The 21065-nt window shown below is 31.0% G+C and carries 24 protein-coding genes and 2 riboswitches; of the genes, 22 read left to right on the plus strand and 2 right to left on the minus strand.

Annotated elements, in window-relative coordinates; all coding sequences use genetic code 11:
• Nucleotides 1-12: 12 nt before the first annotated feature.
• Nucleotides 13-390, minus strand: coding sequence for a hypothetical protein (locus tag B3630_RS08455; RefSeq protein WP_346897205.1), 378 nt, complete (start codon nucleotides 388-390; stop codon nucleotides 13-15).
• Nucleotides 391-644: 254 nt separating this feature from the next.
• Complete coding sequence (locus tag B3630_RS08460; protein WP_346869726.1) at nucleotides 645-911, minus strand: GIY-YIG nuclease family protein; 267 nt, start codon at nucleotides 909-911, stop codon at nucleotides 645-647.
• Nucleotides 912-1116: 205 nt separating this feature from the next.
• Nucleotides 1117-1297, plus strand: a riboswitch (cobalamin riboswitch).
• A gap of 144 nt (nucleotides 1298-1441) precedes the next feature.
• On the opposite strand from B3630_RS08460, the gene B3630_RS08465 reads away from it, so the two are divergent.
• The 22 genes from B3630_RS08465 to B3630_RS08570 all read left to right on the plus strand — a co-directional run bounded on the left by B3630_RS08465 (nucleotide 1442) and on the right by B3630_RS08570 (nucleotide 21064).
• On the plus strand, nucleotides 1442-2272 hold the full coding sequence (locus B3630_RS08465) for a sirohydrochlorin cobaltochelatase (RefSeq protein ID WP_346897207.1): 831 nt from the start codon (nucleotides 1442-1444) through the stop codon (nucleotides 2270-2272).
• A gap of 11 nt (nucleotides 2273-2283) precedes the next feature.
• Entirely contained in the window at nucleotides 2284-3600 is a 1317-nt protein-coding gene (locus B3630_RS08470; RefSeq protein WP_346897209.1) for a cobyrinate a,c-diamide synthase, read from the plus strand.
• 58 nt (nucleotides 3601-3658) lie between these two features.
• Entirely contained in the window at nucleotides 3659-4285 is a 627-nt protein-coding gene (locus B3630_RS08475; protein ID WP_346897211.1) for a precorrin-8X methylmutase, read from the plus strand.
• Nucleotides 4286-4294: 9 nt separating this feature from the next.
• Nucleotides 4295-5374 carry a cobalt-precorrin-5B (C(1))-methyltransferase CbiD gene (cbiD, locus tag B3630_RS08480; RefSeq protein ID WP_346897213.1) on the plus strand — a complete coding sequence of 360 codons (1080 nt, stop codon included), beginning with the start codon at nucleotides 4295-4297 and terminating at the stop codon, nucleotides 5372-5374.
• A 10-nt stretch (nucleotides 5375-5384) separates the two neighbouring features.
• Nucleotides 5385-5990, plus strand: a complete 606-nt coding sequence (cbiE, locus tag B3630_RS08485) for a precorrin-6y C5,15-methyltransferase (decarboxylating) subunit CbiE (RefSeq protein ID WP_346897215.1) — start codon at nucleotides 5385-5387, stop codon at nucleotides 5988-5990.
• On the plus strand, nucleotides 5991-6554 hold the full coding sequence (gene cbiT, locus B3630_RS08490) for a precorrin-6Y C5,15-methyltransferase (decarboxylating) subunit CbiT (protein WP_346897217.1): 564 nt from the start codon (nucleotides 5991-5993) through the stop codon (nucleotides 6552-6554). It abuts the gene before it with no gap.
• A gap of 38 nt (nucleotides 6555-6592) precedes the next feature.
• Nucleotides 6593-7258, plus strand: a complete 666-nt coding sequence (locus B3630_RS08495) for a cobalt-factor II C(20)-methyltransferase (RefSeq protein WP_346897219.1) — start codon at nucleotides 6593-6595, stop codon at nucleotides 7256-7258.
• 11 nt (nucleotides 7259-7269) lie between these two features.
• The gene (gene cobM, locus B3630_RS08500) at nucleotides 7270-8022 is read left to right on the plus strand and encodes a precorrin-4 C(11)-methyltransferase (protein ID WP_346897221.1); all 753 of its coding nucleotides are present in this window, start codon (nucleotides 7270-7272) and stop codon (nucleotides 8020-8022) included.
• Between the two features lie 36 nt (nucleotides 8023-8058).
• Nucleotides 8059-9054, plus strand: coding sequence for a cobalt-precorrin 5A hydrolase (cbiG, locus tag B3630_RS08505; RefSeq protein WP_346897223.1), 996 nt, complete (start codon nucleotides 8059-8061; stop codon nucleotides 9052-9054).
• A gap of 16 nt (nucleotides 9055-9070) precedes the next feature.
• Nucleotides 9071-9796: a precorrin-3B C(17)-methyltransferase gene (cobJ, locus tag B3630_RS08510; protein WP_346897225.1), complete on the plus strand. Its 726-nt coding sequence runs from the start codon at nucleotides 9071-9073 to the stop codon at nucleotides 9794-9796.
• Nucleotides 9797-9817: 21 nt separating this feature from the next.
• Entirely contained in the window at nucleotides 9818-10591 is a 774-nt protein-coding gene (locus B3630_RS08515) for a cobalt-precorrin-6A reductase (protein WP_346897227.1), read from the plus strand.
• Nucleotides 10592-10826: 235 nt separating this feature from the next.
• Nucleotides 10827-11567, plus strand: coding sequence for an energy-coupling factor ABC transporter permease (locus B3630_RS08520; protein WP_346897229.1), 741 nt, complete (start codon nucleotides 10827-10829; stop codon nucleotides 11565-11567).
• 1 nt (nucleotide 11568) lies between these two features.
• Nucleotides 11569-11880 carry an energy-coupling factor ABC transporter substrate-binding protein gene (locus B3630_RS08525; RefSeq protein ID WP_051823852.1) on the plus strand — a complete coding sequence of 104 codons (312 nt, stop codon included), beginning with the start codon at nucleotides 11569-11571 and terminating at the stop codon, nucleotides 11878-11880.
• Complete coding sequence (locus B3630_RS08530; RefSeq protein ID WP_346869739.1) at nucleotides 11874-12581, plus strand: CbiQ family ECF transporter T component; 708 nt, start codon at nucleotides 11874-11876, stop codon at nucleotides 12579-12581. Before B3630_RS08525 ends, B3630_RS08530 begins: the two co-directional genes overlap by 7 nt.
• A gap of 437 nt (nucleotides 12582-13018) precedes the next feature.
• Nucleotides 13019-13711, plus strand: coding sequence for a Crp/Fnr family transcriptional regulator (locus B3630_RS08535; protein ID WP_346897231.1), 693 nt, complete (start codon nucleotides 13019-13021; stop codon nucleotides 13709-13711).
• 72 nt (nucleotides 13712-13783) lie between these two features.
• Entirely contained in the window at nucleotides 13784-14557 is a 774-nt protein-coding gene (locus B3630_RS08540; RefSeq protein WP_346897233.1) for a formate/nitrite transporter family protein, read from the plus strand.
• A gap of 9 nt (nucleotides 14558-14566) precedes the next feature.
• On the plus strand, nucleotides 14567-15574 hold the full coding sequence (gene asrA / locus B3630_RS08545; RefSeq protein WP_346897235.1) for an anaerobic sulfite reductase subunit AsrA: 1008 nt from the start codon (nucleotides 14567-14569) through the stop codon (nucleotides 15572-15574).
• Nucleotides 15575-16369: an anaerobic sulfite reductase subunit AsrB gene (gene asrB / locus B3630_RS08550; RefSeq protein WP_346897237.1), complete on the plus strand. Its 795-nt coding sequence runs from the start codon at nucleotides 15575-15577 to the stop codon at nucleotides 16367-16369.
• Nucleotides 16370-16384: 15 nt separating this feature from the next.
• Nucleotides 16385-17347 carry a sulfite reductase subunit C gene (gene asrC / locus B3630_RS08555; protein ID WP_346897239.1) on the plus strand — a complete coding sequence of 321 codons (963 nt, stop codon included), beginning with the start codon at nucleotides 16385-16387 and terminating at the stop codon, nucleotides 17345-17347.
• Nucleotides 17348-17443: 96 nt separating this feature from the next.
• Nucleotides 17444-17619: riboswitch (cobalamin riboswitch) on the plus strand.
• A 224-nt stretch (nucleotides 17620-17843) separates the two neighbouring features.
• Entirely contained in the window at nucleotides 17844-18728 is an 885-nt protein-coding gene (locus B3630_RS08560) for an energy-coupling factor transporter transmembrane component T (protein WP_346897241.1), read from the plus strand.
• Nucleotides 18709-20388, plus strand: a complete 1680-nt coding sequence (locus B3630_RS08565; protein ID WP_346897243.1) for an energy-coupling factor transporter ATPase — start codon at nucleotides 18709-18711, stop codon at nucleotides 20386-20388. Before B3630_RS08560 ends, B3630_RS08565 begins: the two co-directional genes overlap by 20 nt.
• Nucleotides 20375-21064 (plus strand): ECF transporter S component, encoded by a 690-nt coding sequence (locus B3630_RS08570; protein WP_346897245.1) that lies wholly within the window; start codon nucleotides 20375-20377, stop codon nucleotides 21062-21064. Before B3630_RS08565 ends, B3630_RS08570 begins: the two co-directional genes overlap by 14 nt.
• The last annotated feature ends 1 nt before the right edge of the window (nucleotide 21065 follow it).

Genomic DNA, 21065 nt, shown 5'->3' on the forward strand with positions numbered 1-21065 from the left:
AAGTCTTTAGTTTTATTTATGAGATTTTTTAATAGCATTAATAAATTTATCCAAAAATTTGAATGAACCATTTTTAATGTGTAAAAATCCCATTATAGATAATATAACACCACTTAAAGAACCACTTATCATATCTGTCATAGTATCCGTAAGACTATTAAGTTGAGAATCAAACCCCAATAGTTGATCTCCTGCAAATTCCCAGAACTCCCACAATGTAGCTCCAGAAATAGTAAAGAGTAATATATATATCCCTATGAATAATGGTGGAAGGGTTTTCAGATTATTTTCACCTATAAGAGGTTTTAAAATTATTAAAGATAAAAACCCTAAAAGAGCACCTGAAGCAAAATGAAGAAATATGTCCCACCAAGGTAGTATTGAGTACATATTATACATCCGCCCTAATAGTAGAGCTAACAATATGAATAATTGCAATAAAAAGTCAGGTAAACTAGATAATTTAACCTTAAATATATTTAGAATTATATCTGGTATAAAGGACGTGATAAGAATTAATAGAATGTTGTTAATGTAATTTGAGTTATTATTAGTTTTTACAAATGAGTAATAAACAAATAGTATTAATAAAATTGATCTAAATATCCATTTAAAAAATAAAGAAAAAGAAGACTTTGTATTTTTCATTGATTTCCCTCCGTGCTATTTATGGTGTTTTCTATAAGAATAAGTTTTTCTGCTCTAGAAAGTTTTTTTATTTCGCATTCTCTTTTTAAAGCTGAAGATTTGTCAGGTAAATTTTCATAGTGAACAATTTCTACAGGTAGTCTGCATCTGGTGTATTTAGCCCCCTTACCACTATTATGGCATTTAAGCCTTCTGTTTAAATCAGTTGTCCATCCTGTATATAAAGTATTGTCATTACATCTTAATATATAAACAAAAAACATATCTTTACCTCATATAAAATATATTAAAAATTAGAATAATTATTACTGGTGAATAATACTATTTAAATAGTATATCATTATTTTAACACGAATATATTATACTGTTTTTATAAATACTAGTATATTCATATTGAATTAAATTAAATCATAGGGTATAATTAAATTGGATTAAAAAGAAATAGCAAATAATATGTTGATTTAAATTGAATAAAGTATAGTTTTAGGTACATCATGTTTAATAGGGAAAGTGGTTAAAGTCCACTACAGCCCCCGCTACTGTGTACGAAGACGAAATCTCATAGAAAAACCACTGGAGTGTATTTCTGGGAAGGTGAGATGGAGGATGATACGTGAGTCAGGAGACCTGCCTAAAGCATAGATATGACACTTCGGAGGGAAGGGAGTTAATAGTTTGGTTTGTATATTTATTACAAATTATAATTCTGTTATGAGTTAAATTGAATTTTAACCTCTACCTTTTGGGTAGAGGTTTTATTTTGCACTAATTTATTAAATTTGGAGGAACTAAAATGAAAAAGGCTATATTAGTAGTAAGTTTTGGAACTACTTATAAGGATACATTAAAATTAACTATAGAAAAAATTGAGGATGAAATAAGAGAAAGATTTAAAGAGTATCATGTTATGAGAGCTTTTACAGCCCATATGATAATTAAAAAAATAAAAAATAGGGATGGAATAATTATACCTACTCCGGAGGAAGCTTTAGAGCAACTATATAAAGAAGGCTATGAAGAAGTTATAGTTCAGCCGCTTCATATAATACCAGGGGAAGAGTTCCAATATGTTAGATTAGTAGTTGATAAGTTTAGAGGTAGTAATAAATTTAAATCAATAAAAGTAGGTAGACCAGCCCTTCACTTTCAAGGAGGAGAAGAAACACCTAATGATTACGAGATGTTTATAGATGCTATAAAAGAAATTATACCAAAGGATAAGACCATGGTATTTATGGGACATGGAAGTAATCATCCAGCTAACTCAGCCTTTGTAGCACTTCAAAGCGTATTTACTTACTTAAATTATAATAATGTATATGTTGGAACAGTAGAAGGATATCCTACCGTAGATATGATAGTAGAAATACTTAAAAGAGAAGGTATTGATCACGTTAAGTTAGCACCACTTATGCTAGTAGCTGGAGATCATGCCACTAATGACATGGCTTCTGATGAAGAGGATTCATGGAAGACTATTTTAGAGGAAGCTGGAATTAAAGTAGACATATATCTTCATGGTTTGGGCGAGATTGAGAAGTTTAGACATATATATGTGAATCATGTACAAGATGTAATAGATAATAAATATCTTAATTTGGGAGATACGAAGAAAACACCGTAAAGGAGTAAATTATGAAAAGTATAATAGTTTCTTCAAATAGTAGTGGCGGTGGAAAGACCACTGTTACATTAGCACTTATGAAAACTCTTATAGATAGAGGATATAAGGTTCAAGGATATAAAGTTGGACCTGACTATATAGATCCAGCCTTTCATAGAGAAATAACAGGAGTGGCTACAAGAAACTTAGATTTATTTCTAATGGGAGAACCAGGGGTTAAGGAAAGTTATGTAAGAGGTGAGGGTGACCTAGGAATCATTGAAGGAGTTATGGGACTTTATGATGGAAAAGGTATAGATACTAATTTTTCTACAGCACATGTATCTAGAACTTTAGATTTGCCTGTGGTATTAGTATTATCTCCTAAAGCTCAATCAGCAACTTTATGCGCTGAAATAGAAGGACTTCGAAATTATGAAAATGTGAACATAGTGGGGATAATACTTAATAATATTAGTGAAAGTTACTATAAACTTTTGAAAAAAGCTATTGAAGTAAATTGTAAAGGGATTAGAGTTTTCGGATACATACCTAAGGATGAGAGGTTAGCTTTAAAAAGTAGGCATTTAGGCCTTGTGCAGAGTAGCGAGGTTGAAGATTTATCAAAGAAGATAGAGTTATGCAGTAGCCTTATGGAAGAGTATGTAGATATAGATAGCCTTATAGAAGAATTTAAAGCTTCAGATATTCAATCTAATAACAGTGAAGATTTCCACGTTGAAAACAAAGATATAAAGATTGCAGTAGCATATGATAAAGCCTTTAGTTTTTATTATAAAGAGAATATAGAGCTTTTAGAAGAGGTTGGAACAGTTCAGTATTTTAGCCCCCTAAAAGATAAAGAAATGCCAAAGGATGTAGATTTTATATATATAGGTGGAGGATACCCAGAAGTATTCAAGGAAGAGTTATCTTCTAATAAATCTATGTTAAATAGTATTAGAAAAGCCTTAAACAATGGAGTAAAATGCTATGCAGAATGTGGTGGACTTATGTATCTTACAGAGAGCATAGATGGAGTTGAAACAGTAGGTTTCTTTAATGGAATATCTTATATGACTGGAAAACTTAATAATTTTGGATACGCAACTATAAAGATAACAGAAAAAAATCCTATATTGCCAAAGGATATGATAATTAATTGTCATGAGTTCCATAAATCACTGGTAGATTTAAAAGAAGAAGAAATATATGAATTAGAAAAGAAAGCCTACGATGGAACCACAAAGAAGTGGAAGTGTGGGTATGTAAAAAATAATGTTTTAGCAGCTTATGGACATATACATTTCTTTTCTAATATTGATTTTTTAAATAGCTTAATTAAGTAGATGTAAATTTAAAATAGAGATTTATAAGGGAAAGTTATTTCCTTAAGTAGGAGGAAAAATGGATTATATAAAAATACCAATGGACATAGAAAAGAGAAGTTTTGAAATTATAGGAGAAGAAATGGGACCTCATAATTTCGATGATAGAGAGCTTTCTATAATTAAGAGAGTTATTCATACTACAGCAGACTTTGAATATAAGGATTTAGTTTATATGACAGATAATGCTATAGATACAGCCCTAGAGATTCTAAAAAAGGGAACAACTATATATACAGATACTAATATGGCACTTTCAGGAATAAATAAAAGAGCATTAGAAAAGTTAAATTGTAGGGTTGTATGTTATGTATCAGAACCAGAAGTTGTAGAGATAGCAAAGAAAAGAGGTATAACTCGTTCTATGGCTGCAGTAGAAAAGGCGGTAGAAGATGGAGTAGAGTTCTTTGTATTTGGAAATGCTCCAACGGCTTTATTCAAACTTAAAGAGTTTATTGAATCAGGAAAGTCTAATTGTAAATTTATTATAGGATCTCCAATAGGATTCGTAGGAGCAGCTGAATCAAAAGAGGAAATAGAAAAATTAAAAGATATAGATATGATGACAGTTAGAGGAAGAAAAGGCGGAAGTGCAGTAGCAGCAGCTATAGTCAATGCTCTTATGTATATGTTAGTAGAAAGATAAGGTATTAGAATGCTAGACTTATATGTTAACAGTAATGGTAAAAAGTTAAGATGTGGTTATACTACAGGGTCTTGTGCAGCAGCAGCTGCTAAGGCCGCTACCTACATGCTTTTTACTGGTAAAAAAATTAAAGAGATAGAGATTAATACACCAAAGGGAATAATTTTAAACTTAGTAATAGATGAAGTTGTTTTTGGTGATGACTATGTGGAATGTTCCATTATAAAAGATGGTGGAGATGACATAGATGCTACCCATGGATTACCTATATGGGCAAGAGCTGAAAAAGGTGAAGAGAGATATATTTTAAAAGGTGGAAAAGGTGTAGGAGTAGTTAATGGTGAAGGACTCTATATTGAAAAGGGTGAAGCTGCTATTAATCCAGTACCTAGACTTATGATAGAGCAAGAGGTAAGTAGTGTGCTTCCAGAGGATGAAGGAGTTACTATTACTATATTTGTACCAAGGGGAGAAGAAGTAGCAAAGAAAACCTTTAATCCTAGGCTTAATATAGTAGGAGGAATATCCATATTAGGAACTACAGGAATTGTTTATCCTATGTCTGAAGAATCAATTAAAGAATCAATAAAAATTGAGATAACTCAAAAGGCTTTAAAAAATAAGGTTCTTATATTAGCCTTTGGGAATATGGGAGAAAAGGTTGCAGAGTCTATGGGATATTCTATAGATCAAGTGGCTATAATATCAAACTTTGTTGGATTTGCTATAGAATGTTGTGCTAGTTGTGGAGTTAAAGAGATAATTATAATAGGTCATATAGGTAAGATATGCAAGATATCTGCTGGTAGCTTTAACACTCACAGTAGAGTATGTGATGTAAGACTAGAAGTAATAGCATTAGAATTAGCATTAGCAGGAGCTCCACATGACTTAGTTAGAAGTATATATAATGAAAAGACTACAGAGGGTGCTATAAAAGCTTTAAAGGGTGAATATAGTGAGATATATAAAACTATTGTAGATAAAGTGAAGAAAAGAATGGAGCTTTATAGCTATGGTGAACTTAAATGTGATGTAGTTATGTATTGGGGTGCAACTAATCCTAAGATATTAGCTACAACATTATAGAGGTGGAAAGATGATTTATGTAGTAGGACTTGGTCCAGGAAGTAAGGAGTATATACTTCCTAAGGCTGTTGAAACTCTAGAAAATAGTGATATGTTAGTAGGGTTTTCTAGAGCTTTGGAAAGTGTAAACTTTATAAATACTGAAAGATTGGCAGTTAAGTCTTTATCAGATATTTTGAAGATAGTAGAAGAGAACAAGAGCAAGAAAATATCTATAATTGCATCGGGAGACCCATGTTTTTATGGAGTTACTGATTATATAAAGAGAAACATAAAAGAGGAGCCTATAGAGATAATACCAGGGCTGAGCTCTTTTCAATATCTAATGAGCAAGATAGGGAAGAGTTGGAATGGAAAATTTTTAGGCAGTGTCCATGGAAGAGAAGAAGATTTTTTAACGGTTGTTAAAGAAAATAGCATGTGTATATTCTTAACAGATAGTAAAAATTCACCTAAGGTTTTAGCAGATAAACTGTTTATAGAAAATATAAGTTGTAATATATGGGTAGGAGAAAATTTATCCTATGAAGATGAGAAAATAACAGTAGGTACACCAGAGGAGATAATGGAGAAGGAATTTTCTTCATTAAGTGTCTTTGTAGTGGAGGAAGTTTAAATGAAATATATAAAAGATGAAGAGTTTATAAGAGGAAACTGTCCTATGACAAAGGAAGAAGTTAGAATTCTAAGTGTAGCAAAACTTAATTTAGAGGAAAATTCTAAACTTCTAGATGTAGGAGCTGGAACTGGTTCCATATCAATTCAAGGAAGTAAGATTTGCATTAATGGTAGGGTAGTTGCCATAGAGAGAGATGAAGAAGCCTTAGAGGTAATCTATAAAAATAAAGATAAATTTAATTGTGATAATTTAGAAGTTATAGAAGGTGAAGCTGTAGAAGCTTTAGACTCTATTAAGGAAAAATTTAATAGTATTTTTATTGGAGGTAGTGGTGGAAATCTTAAAAGAATAATTGACAAATGCCATAGCCTGCTTGAAGATGATGGAGTAATGGTTTTAAATTTTATTACCATTGATAATGTATATAAAGCGATGAGTACCTTAAAAGAATTAAATATGAAAATTAGCTGTACTCAAGTTGGAGTAAGTAAAACAAGAGGCCAAAGTTATATGTTATTTGGATATAATCCAATTTTTATTGTAGAGGCTTATAAGAATTAGATATATTGTTGCAGATTAGAAATAGGGGAGTGAAATAGATGGCAAAGTTATATGGAGTTGGAGTAGGACCAGGAGATAAAGAGCTATTAACCTTAAAGGCGGTTAAAACTATAGAAATGTGTGAAGTAATTGTTTCACCAAGTGCTATGAAAGGTGGAAAAAGTATAGCTTTAGGAATTGCAGAAGATTTTATATCAGAGAATAAAGAAGTTATGATAAAGCAATTTCCAATGGGTGGAGAAGAGCAAGAAGAAAAAATCTATGAAGCTTTTAAAGCAATAGAAGAGAAGCTTAAGGAAGGAAAGAATGTAGCCTTCTTAACTTTAGGAGATCCTTTTGTTTATAGTACATATATATATTTACTGAAATATATAGAAGAGCATGGCTTTGAAGTTGAAACAATTCCAGGGATAACTTCCTTCTGTGCTAGTGCTAGTCTTGCACAAAAACCATTAGTTATAGGTGATGAACCATTACTTATAACACCAGCTAGCAGAGTTTCAGATATAAAAGATGAAAAGTATGTAGTTATAATGAAGGTTTATAAAAGAGAAGAAGAAGTGTTAGATGTTCTTGACGAAAAAGGCTTTAACTATGTATATATAAAAAGAGCTGGAAGAGAAGGTCAAGAAATTTTACATAAGAGAGAAGATATTTTAGATAATAAAGAATACATGTCACTTATAATAGCAAACAGAGATTAGGAGGAAGAAAAATGGTTTATTTTATAGGAGCAGGTCCAGGAGATGCAGAGTTAATCACAGTAAAGGGAAGAGATACATTAGCAAAGGCAGATGTAGTTATATATGCAGGCTCCCTTGTAAGCAAGGAGCATATGAATTATTGTAAGGCTGGATGTGAAATACACAATTCAGCATCTATGACTTTAGAAGAAGTTATTGAAGTTATGGAAAAGGCTGAAAAAGAAAACAAAATGGTAGTAAGACTTCATACAGGAGATCCAGCTATCTATGGAGCTATCAAAGAACAAATGGATGAACTTGATAAATTAAATATTCAGTACAAGGTAATTCCAGGTGTTAGCTCATTTACAGCAGCAGCATCTGTAATAAAAAAGGAATTTACACTTCCATCAGTAACTCAAACAGTAATATTAACTAGAGTTGAAGGAAGAACTCCAGTGCCAGAAACAGAAGACTTAGAAAGATTAGCTTCAATTGGAGCATCTATGGCAATCTTCCTATCTATTAGCATGATAGAGAAGGTTGTTGCAAAGTTAAGAAAAGGTTATGGAAGAAATGTTAATATAGCTGTAGTTGAAAGAGCTACTTGGGAAGATGAAAGAGCTATAATTGGAACTTTAGACGATATATCAGAAAAGGTTAAAGAAGCAGGAATCACTAAATGTGCTCAAATATTAGTAGGCGACTTTATAAACTGTGATTATGATAAGAGTCTTTTATATGATAAATCCTTTACTCATATGTTTAGAGAAGGACAAAAATAGTTATTAGAATGTATAATTCTAGAAAGTAGGAGAGTTATGAAGTTAGCAGCAGTGTCTGTAACAAGACAAGGAGATGATATTGCAAAAAAACTAAGTGAAACTTTAAATCTTAAGCTTTACTCTAGTTATAATAACAAAAACTTCAAACTAAAATCTGTATGTGAAGAGCTTATGAATACTGTAGATGGAATAATTTTTATCTCATCTACAGGCATTGCAGTAAGAGGAATAGCACCTTTTCTAAGGGGAAAGGATAAAGACCCAGCAGTAGTAGTTGTAGACTGTGAAAGTAGATTTGCCATAAGTCTTGCAGGAGGACATCTTGGAGGGGCTAATGAACTTGCTTTAAAAGTCTCAGAAATTATTAAAGCTACACCAGTTATAACTACAGCCACAGATACCATGGGAATAGACGCTCCAGACATGATTGCTAAGAATAATAACCTGATTATAGATGATATGAAAATAGCTAAAGACATAGCTGCCAAGTTAGTTGATAAAGCTAAGGTCGGTTTTTTAGATGATGAAGGCCAAATAAAAATGCCAAAAGGATATGTAATTCCTGAAGGAGATATGAAGGGTATCGTTACAGTATCTAATAAAATAGATGTGGATAACTTGCTTCCCGTTGAAGGCTTGATTCACCTTAAACTCATAAGGAGAAACATCATATTAGGTATGGGATGTAGAAAAGATGTGGATAAGGACAAAGTTAAAAACTTTATTGTGGATACTTTGAAGAAATACAATATAGATTTAAGAGCCATAAAAACTATTTCTACAGTGGAAGTTAAAAAGAATGAGGGAGCATTAATTGCTTTAAGTGAATTTTTAAACTGTCCTATGGAGATTCATTCTTTAAAAGAAATAGAAAATATAGAGCATAAATACAAGGGCAGCGATTTTGTTAAGAAATCTATAGGTGTAAGAGCTGTATGTGAGCCTTGTGTTGAATTAGCAGGTGGAGAGTTATTTACAGATAAAATTAGTTTTGAAGGTATAACCCTTTGTATTGGAAAGTTAGTCTACTGATAATGGAGGAAAAATAATGGGAAAATTATATGTAGTAGGAATCGGTCCAGGAGGACTTGATTACATGACAATTAAAGCTGTAAAAGCTATAGAAGAAAGCGATATAGTAGTAGGATACACAAAGTATATAGAAATGATAAAGCCACTTTTAGATGGTAAGAAAGTTTATTCTACAGGAATGATGGGTGAAGAGGCAAGATGCAAGGAAGCTTTAAGATTAACTAGTGAAGGAACGGTAGCTGTAGTAAGTACAGGAGATGCTGGAATCTATGGTATGGCTGGGTTAATTCTTGAAATGAAAAAGGATGAAGAAGTAGAGGTAATTCCAGGGGTTACAGCATCATCTTCAGCAGGATCAATAGTTGGAGCTCCACTTATGCATGATAACTGCAACATAAGCTTAAGTGATTTAATGACTCCATATGAAGATATAAAGAAGAGAGTTAAGCTTGCAGCAGAAGGGGATTTTATAATATCTCTTTATAATCCAAAGAGCAAGGGGAGACCTCATTACTTAAGAGAAGCTATAGGTATAATAAAGGAATATAGAAATGAAAATACACCAGTTGCTATTGTAAAGCATGCCTTAAGAGAAGGTCAAGAAGCTACAGTTTGCACTATAGGAACCTTTGATGATTCTATAGTAGATATGATGACTATGGTTATTATAGGAAACACTAAGAGTTATATAAAAGATGGATTATTTATAACTCCAAGAGGATATAAATTAGAAAACAAGTAGACATTAGGGGGGAGAATTACAATGATAGCTTTAATAGTAGGTACATCAGAGGGAAAGGTAATTCTTTCCCATCTAAATAAATATACAGATAACATTTTAGTATCCACAGCTACAACCTATGGTGGAGAGCTTTTAGTGGATTATAAATATAAAATATTAAATGATAAACCTTTAGTTTATGAAGAGTTAAAAGCATTATTTATGAAAAGTGGTGTAAGGGTAATTGTAGACGCATCTCATCCATATGCAGTTCAAATAAGTGGAACAGCTATGAAGATAGCAAAGGATATGGGAATTGAGTATGTAAGATATGAAAGGCAAAGTACTTTAGATACGTTACCTAAAAATGATTTGATAATAGAGGTGCCAACCTATGAAGAATTAGGAGAAGCCCTAAAAGATATAGATGGATGTATTTTAAATACTACGGGAAGTAGAAATATAGATAAGATATTAGATTTAAAACTTCAAAATAGAATAGTTCATAGAGTGCTACCTTCTTTAAAAGTTATGGAGGAAGTATTTAACTTAGGTGTTAGGGTTGAAGATTTGATATTCATAAAAGGGCCTATAGGTTATGAACTAAATAAAGCCTTTATAAAAGAATATGATGGTAGGGCTTTAATAACAAAGGATAGTGGTCCACAAGGTGGAACTTATGAAAAAATAAAGGCTGCCATAGACATGGGAATTAAAGTTTTTGTAGTAGAAAGAAAGACCATGGATTACGGTAAAGTCTTTAATGATGAAGAGAAATTAAGTCACTATATCTGTAGCAACCAAGAAAACTATTAGTAACATTTCAAAGTGTAATAAAAGACTCGGGTTACGGTGGGAGTAACTTTTATTATACAAAATAAAAAGTTATGTTATAGATTGTATACTGATATATTTAAAGTGCACGTTAAGTATATTATTTATAATCACATTATTTAGCTACAGTTAAGTATATAGAAATTTAAATATAAGCAATGCTAGCAGTATTATATTTAAATTAAATTATTTTTACTAAATATAAGGGGGAAAAATTATGAATAAATCAAGTATTACTAAAAAATCATTTGTATTTATATGGGCATTAGCATTATTCTTTACAGTACCTAAATTAGCTTATGGTATGCATATTGCAGAAGGATTTTTACCAATGGCTTGGTGTGCTTTTTATTTTGTAGCATGTATTCCATTTGTAGCATTAGGAATTAGAGATATAAGAAAGAAAACTATGAGTAGCAAGGATTTAAAAATGCTTTTAGCATTGATTGGAGCTTTTGCTTTTGTATTATCAGCAATGAAACTACCTTCTGTTACAGGAAGTTCATCACATCCAACAGGTACAGGTCTTGGAGCAATGATATTTGGACCATTTGCCATGTCTGTGGTTTCTATAGTAGTTCTTTTATTCCAAGCGCTTTTCTTAGCTCATGGAGGATTAACAACTTTAGGAGCTAATGTTTTATCAATGGGTATTGCAGGACCAATAGTAGCCTTTGCAATTTATAAGATATTTAAAAATAAAAATAAGAAATTAGCAATATTCCTTGGTGCAACTCTAGGGGACTTAGCAACATATCTAGTTACATCTATTCAACTTGGACTTGCATTCCCAGCTACTACAGGTGGATTTGCAGCGGCATTTATAAAGTTTGTATCAATATTTGCTATAACTCAAGTTCCACTTGCTATAGTAGAAGGAATAATAACTGTTATGATATTTGACTTTATAGAAAAACATGCCTCTGAGGAGTTATTAGAAGTTGGAGGTGTAAGATAATATGAAAAAAAATATAGGATTAATTTTATTATGTATAGCAATTGTGGTAGGATCTTTATTCTTAGGTAGAAATGGTGAATTTAATGGTGCCGATGGAGAAATTGAAGTTAAAATCCAAGAATTAAATGGAGATTATGAACCTTGGGCAGCACCTATGTGGGAGCCACCATCAGGAGAAATTGAAAGCTTCCTTTTCTGTTTACAAGCAGCAATTGGGGCTGGATTCATAGGATACTACATTGGTGTTAAAAAAGGAGCTTCAAAGAATAAAGGAGCTAAGACTAATGTAGGTGGAAAAGTGAAAGAATGTTAAGGACAGTACTTTCATATTCAAAGCTAAGTAAATTAGCAAATATTCATCCTATAGAGAAAATAATTTTATGTATATTACCAATAATAGCACTTAGTTTTAGTACTAGGTGCTATCCTTTGGTTATAAATATAATTTTTTTTCTTGTACTTCATATTGTTTATAAGAACCCTATGCATATAGTAAAGCACTTTGTAGAGGCAACTTTTTTATTTGCTTTAGTTTCTTCTATAACCTTTGTATTTGATTATGGATGGTATAGTACTTTAATACTTATATTAAAGGCGGTGTCTGGGGGGATATCAGTTAGTTTTTTAACTTTAACTACACCTACAGATCATGTATTTTATATATTCTCTAAGATAAGTTGGCTTAGAGATATTTGTGATATAGGAAAATCTATGGAGAGATTTTTAATACTTATAGATGATGAATTTCAAACATTACGAAAGAGTATGTTATGTAGAGGTGCCTTTGGTGGTTTTAAGAATAAGGTTAAAGATTCAGGAAGTCTTGCTGCTTTACTTTTTATTAATACTTTAAAACGTTGGAAAGAAATTAAGGATGGAATTAATAGTAGAGGCTATAGAGGAAATATTTATTATGGCTTTGAAGAATTCCGTTTGTCATATAAAAGAATAGCTATAATAGTAGGTTATATTACATTTCTTATTATTTTGGTGAGTATACCTAAGTGGTTTTAGAAGCTGGGTATACTTTTTATTTTTTTGATAACTCTCTTAATTTAATATAGAATTTTGTAGTTTATAGGGTTAAAGGTATATACTATATAATATAGGTTGTAAAAAAATATAAATTAAAGTATAGAACTTAAAAGGACAAAAAATAGGAAAAATCCTCCTGAAGTAAATAGAAAGAAATTTCCTATATAAGATAAATATAAAAGATTAAGGATTTAATAATTGATAACTATTATCAATGAATTCATATTACTATAATATTTTACATATGTCAATATAATTGAAAATAATTTTCAATTAAAAATTAATGTGTTTAGTAAACATACTTATTAATATATTATTAAGAGGAGACTTGTAATACATTTATATAAATAAATTTTAAAAAACATGTGGGATATGGATGATAAATTAATTAAAAAATGATTGGGGTAATTTAGAAAATGAGATATGTTAATTTAGAAGAATTGAAAGAGCTCCCAGGTTTTAATAGCATAGATGAAAATACTTTAAGAAAGTTATCTAATATTACTAGAGTCACTAGGTATGAAAAGGGTAAGGTATTATTTAGAGATAAGGATATTGTAGACAATGTCTACATTGTATTAAAGGGAAAGGTATCATTATATAAGTTCAATGAAAAGGGGCAAAAAAAAGTAATATTTATATTGGGCCCAGGTGATATTATAAATGAAGTTATATTACAAAGTTCTACTGCATCTATAAATTGTGAAACCATAGAGGACTCTCAAATAATGTATTGTAACACCATGGAGGTTTTACAAGTTATGGAATCAGACTTTGAGTTTACAAAAATGGTACTGTCATCTTTATCTTTAAAAGTAAGAAGAATGTATAGACAATTTAAAAATACTACTGGAGTTTTAAATATGGGAAAGAGAGTTGCATCAAAGCTTTGGAAACTAAGTAGGGATTATGGGGTAGCCAATGAAAATGGTATATTAATAGACATGGAGATTAGTATAACCTATCTAGCAGATTTATTTGGAGCACAAAGGGAGACCATATCAAGGGCATGTAAAGAACTTAGTGAATTGGGATTAATTGAATACAATAATAAAAAATTTATAATAAAAAATAAAGAAAAACTTTTAGAATATTTTAAAGCACCGTGATTTTTATCACGGTGCTTTAAATTTTATAAGCCTATAATGAAGCTATAATATTAAAGAGGGAAGGGATTTATTATGGTTTGTGGAGATTTTAACAAAGTATGTGCAGCTGGTAAAACTAAGATGCAATTGTTGAATGAAAACCCTATAGGATATTTTATTTCTTCTATGTTGGCTGGATTATTTATAGGATTAGGTTCTATTCTTATCTTTACCATAGGAGGTCAACTGACATCAGCAGGTTCAGGTGCTGTAAAGATTGTTATGGGATTAGCTTTTGGTGGAGCGTTGAGTCTAGTCATAATGGCAGGGGGAGAATTATTTACAGGAAATAACTTTGTACTAGCATCAGCATCCTTAAATAAGGATGTACCATGGAAAGGTACTATAAAGCTATGGTTAGTATGCTTTTTAGGAAATCTACTAGGTTCAATTATAGCAGGAGTAATGTTTAAATTATCAGGTTTAGCTACAGGTAGTGTCGGTGAATACATTGCAAAGGCATCAGAAATAAAAATGACAATACCACTTATACCATTATTTTTCCGTGGAGTATTTTGCAATATATTAGTGTGTTTAGCAGTTTGGTGTGGATTTAAATGCAAAGAAGAGGTAGCAAAATTAATTATGATATTTTGGTGCTTATTTATATTTATTACAGTAGGATTTGAGCACAGTATTGCTAATATGACAGTATTAACAATAGGGTTATTATCACCTTTTGATGCTTATGTCACCATAGGTGGATATATATATAATATTTTAGTTGTAACACTTGGTAATATGGTTGGAGGTATTTTCTTCGTAGCTCTTCCATACTACATTATATCAAGAAAAAAAGTAAATTAGAGGTGAATTATGGGTTACAAATTATATTTAGAAAAATTTAATGAAATTTTAAAAGAACTTTCATCAGAGTATATAATATATGCTCCTATATTAATTAAAGGTGGTGCAAACTTTTCCGATACAGACAGAATTAGATATGGGCAAATATCAAAGGTTGAAGATATAGTATTTGATGAAAAGTCTCATTTTTCCTTTAAGGAAGTGTTATTACCACAATCTGAAACTCTACTTTATTTTACTGAAGATGAAGTAAAGGAAGCAGCCCCTAAATCTAAAGGGTCAATAGTGTTTTTAAGAAGTTGCGACTTACATGCTATAAAAAGAATGGATGATATATACTTAAGAAATGGTTTTGAAGATTACTATTACAAAAGACTTAGAGAGAATACAAAATTCATATTGATGGGATGTGAAAGAACTTTTGAAAATTGTTTCTGCGTAGATATGGGAACTAATAAATCAAATAATTATGATGGATACATTAGGGTAGAAAATCATGAAGTTTACTTTGATAGTAAATGTGAAACTTTTGACATTTTATTAGAGAAAAAAGAGGCTGAGACTTTAGAGGTAGAACCAAAATTTATTTCTGAAAATAATGTTACCGTTAACATTCCAGAAGAACTTAGTCTAGATGTTATGAAATCCACCATGTGGGAGGAATATAATCAAAGATGCATTGCTTGTGGTCGTTGTAATTTTGTCTGTTCTACATGTACTTGCTTCACTATGCAAGATATTTTCTATGAAGATAATAAAAATGTAGGAGAACGTAGAAGAGTGTGGTCTTCCTGTCAAGTAGATGGATTTACTGATATGGCTGGAGGACATGGCTTCAGACAAAATAAGGGTCAAAGAATGCGTTTTAAGGTATTACACAAAGTATATGATTACAAGAAAAAATGGGGTTACCATATGTGTGTAGGATGTGGTAGATGTGATGATATATGTCCAGAATACATTTCATTTAGTAACTGTATTAATAAATTGCAATCAGCATGTGATGAGGTGAAATAGATGAATAAGAATGAATATATACCTTTTATTTCAGAAATAAAGGAAGTAATAAAGCATACAGAAATTGAGTATACCTTTAGAATGAGCTATATTGGTGATGTGAAGCCAGGACAGTTCTTTGAAGTATCAATACCTAAATATGGAGAAGCACCTATATCAGTAAGTGGTATTGGAGAAGGAATTGTTGATTTAACAATACGTAAGGTAGGAAAGGTTACTGATGAAATATTTAGTAACTATGTAGGTGATAAATTATTTTTAAGAGGACCCTATGGAAATGGTTTTGACATAGATAATTATAAAGGGCATGAAGTTATTGTAGTAGCTGGAGGTACAGGACTTTCTCCAGTAAGGGGAATTGTGGACTATTTTGGTAATAATCCACAGGATGCTAAAAAGTTTTCCCTAATTTGTGGATTTAAATCTCCTGAAGATGTTTTATTTAAGGAAGATATTAAGAGGTGGAATAACACCATGGAATTAATTCTTACTGTAGATAAGGCAGAGGAGAGTTATGGAGGAAATGTTGGAATGGTGACTAAGTACATTCCAGATATGAAGATAGATGATATTAATGATGTACAAGTAGTTGTAGTAGGACCACCAATTATGATGAAGTTTACTGTGGCTGAATTTTTAAAAAGAGGAATTCCAGAAAAAAATATTTGGATTTCTCAAGAGAGAAAAATGTGCTGTGGTATTGGAAAATGTGGACATTGTAAGATAGATGATACGTATATATGCCTAGATGGACCTGTGTTTAACTATACAAAGGGCAAAGAGCTAATAGATTAATTGGAGGTGAAGTACATGGATATAAACACTAAAAACCTAAAAAAGAATGCATTTAGGGTTACAAAAAGAAGAGGATATACAGCATCAAGAATTCGTGTTCCAGGGGGAAAGATGGATGCTAAATATTTAGCCATGATTCAAGAGATTGCAGAAAAATACGGTGATGGAACTGTAAACATTACTGTGAGGCAAGGTTTTGAAGTACCAGGTATTAGCTTTGAACATATGGATAAAGTAAATGAATTATTGCAACCAATCATTGAAGGATTAGAAATTAATCAAACAGATGAAGGAAAGGGCTATTCTGCAGCTGGAACTAGAAATATATCTGCCTGTGTAGGAAACAATATCTGTCCATATGCTAATTATAATACAACGGAATTTGCAAAGAAGATAGAAAAGGCCATCTTCCCTAATAATTTACACTTCAAAGTAGCTTTAACAGGATGTTCTAATGACTGTGGAAAAGCTAGATTAAATGATTTTGGAATAATAGGGATGACAGAACCTCAATATGATATGAATAAATGTGTATCCTGTGGAGCTTGTGTAAGAGCATGTACAAAGAAGTCCACTGGAGCATTAACCATGAATAACTACAAAATCCAGCGTGATCATAAGAAATGTATAGGGTGTGGAGAATGTGTAATAGCATGTCCAATAGATGCATGGACTAGAAGCAGAGAAAAATATTATAAGCTTGTACTTTTAGGTAGGACAGGAAAGAAAAATCCACGTTTAGCTAAGGATTTTATAGCTTGGGTAGACGAAGAGAGTATAATAAAAATAATCTGTAACACCTACAGCTATGTTAAGGAATATATAGATAAGGATGCACCAGGTGGTAAGGAACATATAGGATATATCGTAGACAGAACAGGCTTTCCAGAATTTAAAAAGTGGGCAATGGAAGGGGTTAATCTATCTGATAAAACTGTTGTTCAAGAAACCATGTACTGGGATGGAATTAAGTATTAAAAGTAATATATTTTACTCACAATTCACTTTTTAACCTTGAATGTAAATATTTGTTGTAGTATAATCATATTTGTAAAATTTAAAAAAATAAATAAAACTAAATAATAAAATATAGGTTTGATTTTATCAATTAAAAGGGAAGTAGGTGTAAATCCTACACGGTCCCGCCGCTGTAAAGGTGGAGTTTTGTACTTATACCACTGGGAAACTGGGAAGGTGTACAAAAACCATGAAACCTGAGTCAGAAGACCTGCCTGTGTTTTAACACATAAACTCTGCGGAGAATGGAGTGGTGTAACACAAGATATTTATATACATATGTATACAAAAATATATTTTTAATATATTTTTTGTATTTATATATTTTTATGATGTATATCATTGATAAATATGATGTTATTTAAGTCCATTTAACTTAGAGTTAAATGGACTTTTTTTACGTTTAAATTCATTTGAAATAAGCAATAAATTAACAGTTTTAAAAGGGGGTGAAAAATTGAGTTTTACCAAAAGGAAGTTTGATTTTCATGTTTTAACATATATTATTTTATTTTTATCATTAATAATAATAATTTTTTCTAATGATAACCCGGCAGTGGTTTTCTCTCTATATTTTTATATATTTTCATTATTCATATATAGCGGAAACACATATAAATTAAAAAAAGTTCTAGTCTATTTTATACCCTTTGCCATATTTATAATTCTTCTAAATATGATATTCGTTACACAAGGTAGTATGATTTTATTTCAAATTGGAAGCAAAAAATTTACCTTGGAGGCTTTAATATATGCATTAACAATGGCACTTAAGTTATTTGCAGTGGCTAGTCTATTTATATCATTTGAATTTATTATTGATTCAGATAGGGCAATTTCATATTTTTCAAGCAAGATGCCAAAATCAACTTTAACTCTGGTTATTGCTTTTAAGTTAGTTCCTGGTCTTAGAGATAGATTAAATAAACTTAAAGAAATTTATACAATTAGAGGAGTTGATTTTAATAAAAAGAGTTCAAGAGAAAAGACTAAAAGCTATGTTCCAGTATTGTCAATATTACTTGAAAATTCTATGGAAAGTTCTTTTGATATAGGGGAAGCAGCTTTTGTTAGAGGATTTTTAAGTAATGAAAGAAGTACCTATGACAGACAGAAGTTTAGAAAAAAAGATATTTTCATTATGGTTTTAAGCGGGGTTTTATTAATAGTATATATATTTGCTCAATATAAAGGAGTTGTTGATTTCAAAATATATGATGGAGTAAGTCTAGTAAATATATTTAACTATGGAACAATATTAATATTTGCAATAATTTTAGCTATTACATTATTAATTTTAAAATATAGTAGGGAGAAAGACAATGGAATATATAGAGATTGAAAATTTAAGTTATACATATCCTCTAGAAGGAAAGAAATCTTTAGATAACATAAATTTAGAGCTAGGCAGAGGTGAAGTTCTCTTAGTAATTGGGAAGTCAGGTTCAGGAAAATCAACTTTAGCTAAATCAATTACAGGTGCTGTTCCTAATTTTTATGGTGGTACCATATCTGGAAACATTACCATTGATGGAACATCTTTGGGAGAGATGAGCCATAGTGAAAGGGCAAAGACAGTTACAATGGTTTTTCAGGATCCAGAGAAACAATTAATGATGAATAAGGTTCATAGAGAGATTGCTTTTGGACTTGAAAATATAGGGGTAAGTGAATCAACAATTAAGAGACGTGTTTGGGAGGTCATGGAGTTTATAGGAATAACTGACTTGGCAGAAAGAGATATAACAACTTTATCAGGGGGGCAAAAGCAAAAGGTTGCAATAGCCTCTGCAGTGGCATATTTGCCAAAATGTATTATTTTTGATGAACCTTCCTCTCAGCTTGATGTTTCTGCGGCAGAAAGCATTGTGAATCTAATTAGAAAAATAAATGAAGAATTAGGAATAACAATAATCATTATAGAGCAGCGAGTAAATAAATGGTTTGATATAGCTGATAAAATTGCCTATATGAATGAGGGTAAAGTTAATTTTTATAATAGTAGGTATGATTTTTATAAAGAATCTAAAGAAGAAGTTATTAATTTTTTACCTGATTATTTGAAGCTTAGCAAAAACCTTTCATGGGATAATATGCCTAATAATTTCAAAGAAACTAGATGTAGAATTGATGATAAATATTCTGAGATTAGCATAGATTGTTTAGATTTAAAAGTAGATAAAAATTATATTAAGAAACAAGCCTGCGAATATGGTAATAATGCAATAGAAATGGAAAAATTAAATTGTTACTTCAATTCAATTCAGGCCGTAAAAGATCTTTCATTAAATATTGAAAATGGAGATTTCATAGGTATTATGGGAGCAAATGGGGCCGGTAAGAGTACACTTTTAAATTCTCTTATTGGGATTAAAGAGTATAAAGGTAGTATTAAGGTATTTGGTAATGAAGTGAAGAAATTAACTGTTAACAAGATGGCAAGTATCATTGGATATGTATCACAGAATCCCAATGATTACATATCAAAATCAACGGTGTATGAAGAATTAAAGTTTACAATGGATAATTATAATTCCTTTGATAAGGAAGAATTAGAAAAGGTTTTAAAAGATTTAGATATTTATGAACTTAAGGATAAAAATCCAAGGGATTTAAGTGGAGGTCAAAAACAAAGGGTAGCCATAGGTTCTATATTAGTGATGAAGCCTAAAATACTTCTCATTGATGAGCCAACAAGAGGCCTTGATCTTGAAGTTAAAAATAAATTAGGTAGGGTTCTAAAAAATTTAAATAATAATGGAACTACAATAGTTATGGTCACCCATGATGTGGATTTTGCCTGTGATTTTTGCAAAAGTTTTGCCCTTATGTTTAATGGAGAAATAGTATCAATGGGAAGTAGAGATGAGGTACTAAGCCATGGAGTTTACTATACAACTTCCATAAATAAACTTTTTAAGAATGTAAATGAGAAGATTTTTACACTGGATGAAGGAAAAAAATATTTACTAAAAGAGGGACAAGCAAATGAAAAAAATTAGTTTAATAATAACTTCCCTTATTATTTTAGTTCTTATGATATTTACACTGCAAAAGGATATCCAAAATAGTTTTGCCCTACTTTCTACATTGGGGGTTTTGGGAATACTGTTTTTAAGTTATTTTTACTTTGAGAAAAGTATGCTGGGTACAAAGGAGATTGCAGTAATTGCTACTTTAAGTGCATTTACTGCACTATCTAGAATTGCCTTTGCTCCTATACCAAATGTGAAGCCTGTAACATTCCTTGTAGCATTATCAGGTTTTGTATTTGGACCCTATGAGGGATTTCTTATTGGGAGTACATCAGCATTTTTATCTAATATTTTTTTTGGACAGGGACCATGGACACCTTGGCAGATGTTTTCCTGGGGACTTGTGGGAATTATCTCTGGTATTTGGGGTAGAAAGGGAAAAAGAGTAAGTGCCCTAAAATTTTCAATTATATGTTTTATCTATGGATTTATGTTTGATTGGATCATGAATTTTTGGTATGTTTTGGGCTTTGTAAAACCAATTACAATACAAAGTATTATCATGGCTTATCTGTCAGGATTAACATTTGATATTTTACATGGAGGAGGTAGCTTTATTTTCTCAATTATATTCTATGATAGCTTTATTGATGTACTTTTAAGATACAAAAGAAGGCTTGATATAACTTATATAAAAAATTAAT

Origin of the sequence: Clostridium sp. UBA7503 (assembly GCF_002477055.1) — a bacterium.
GTDB lineage: Bacteria > Bacillota > Clostridia > Clostridiales > Clostridiaceae > Clostridium_J > Clostridium_J sulfidigenes.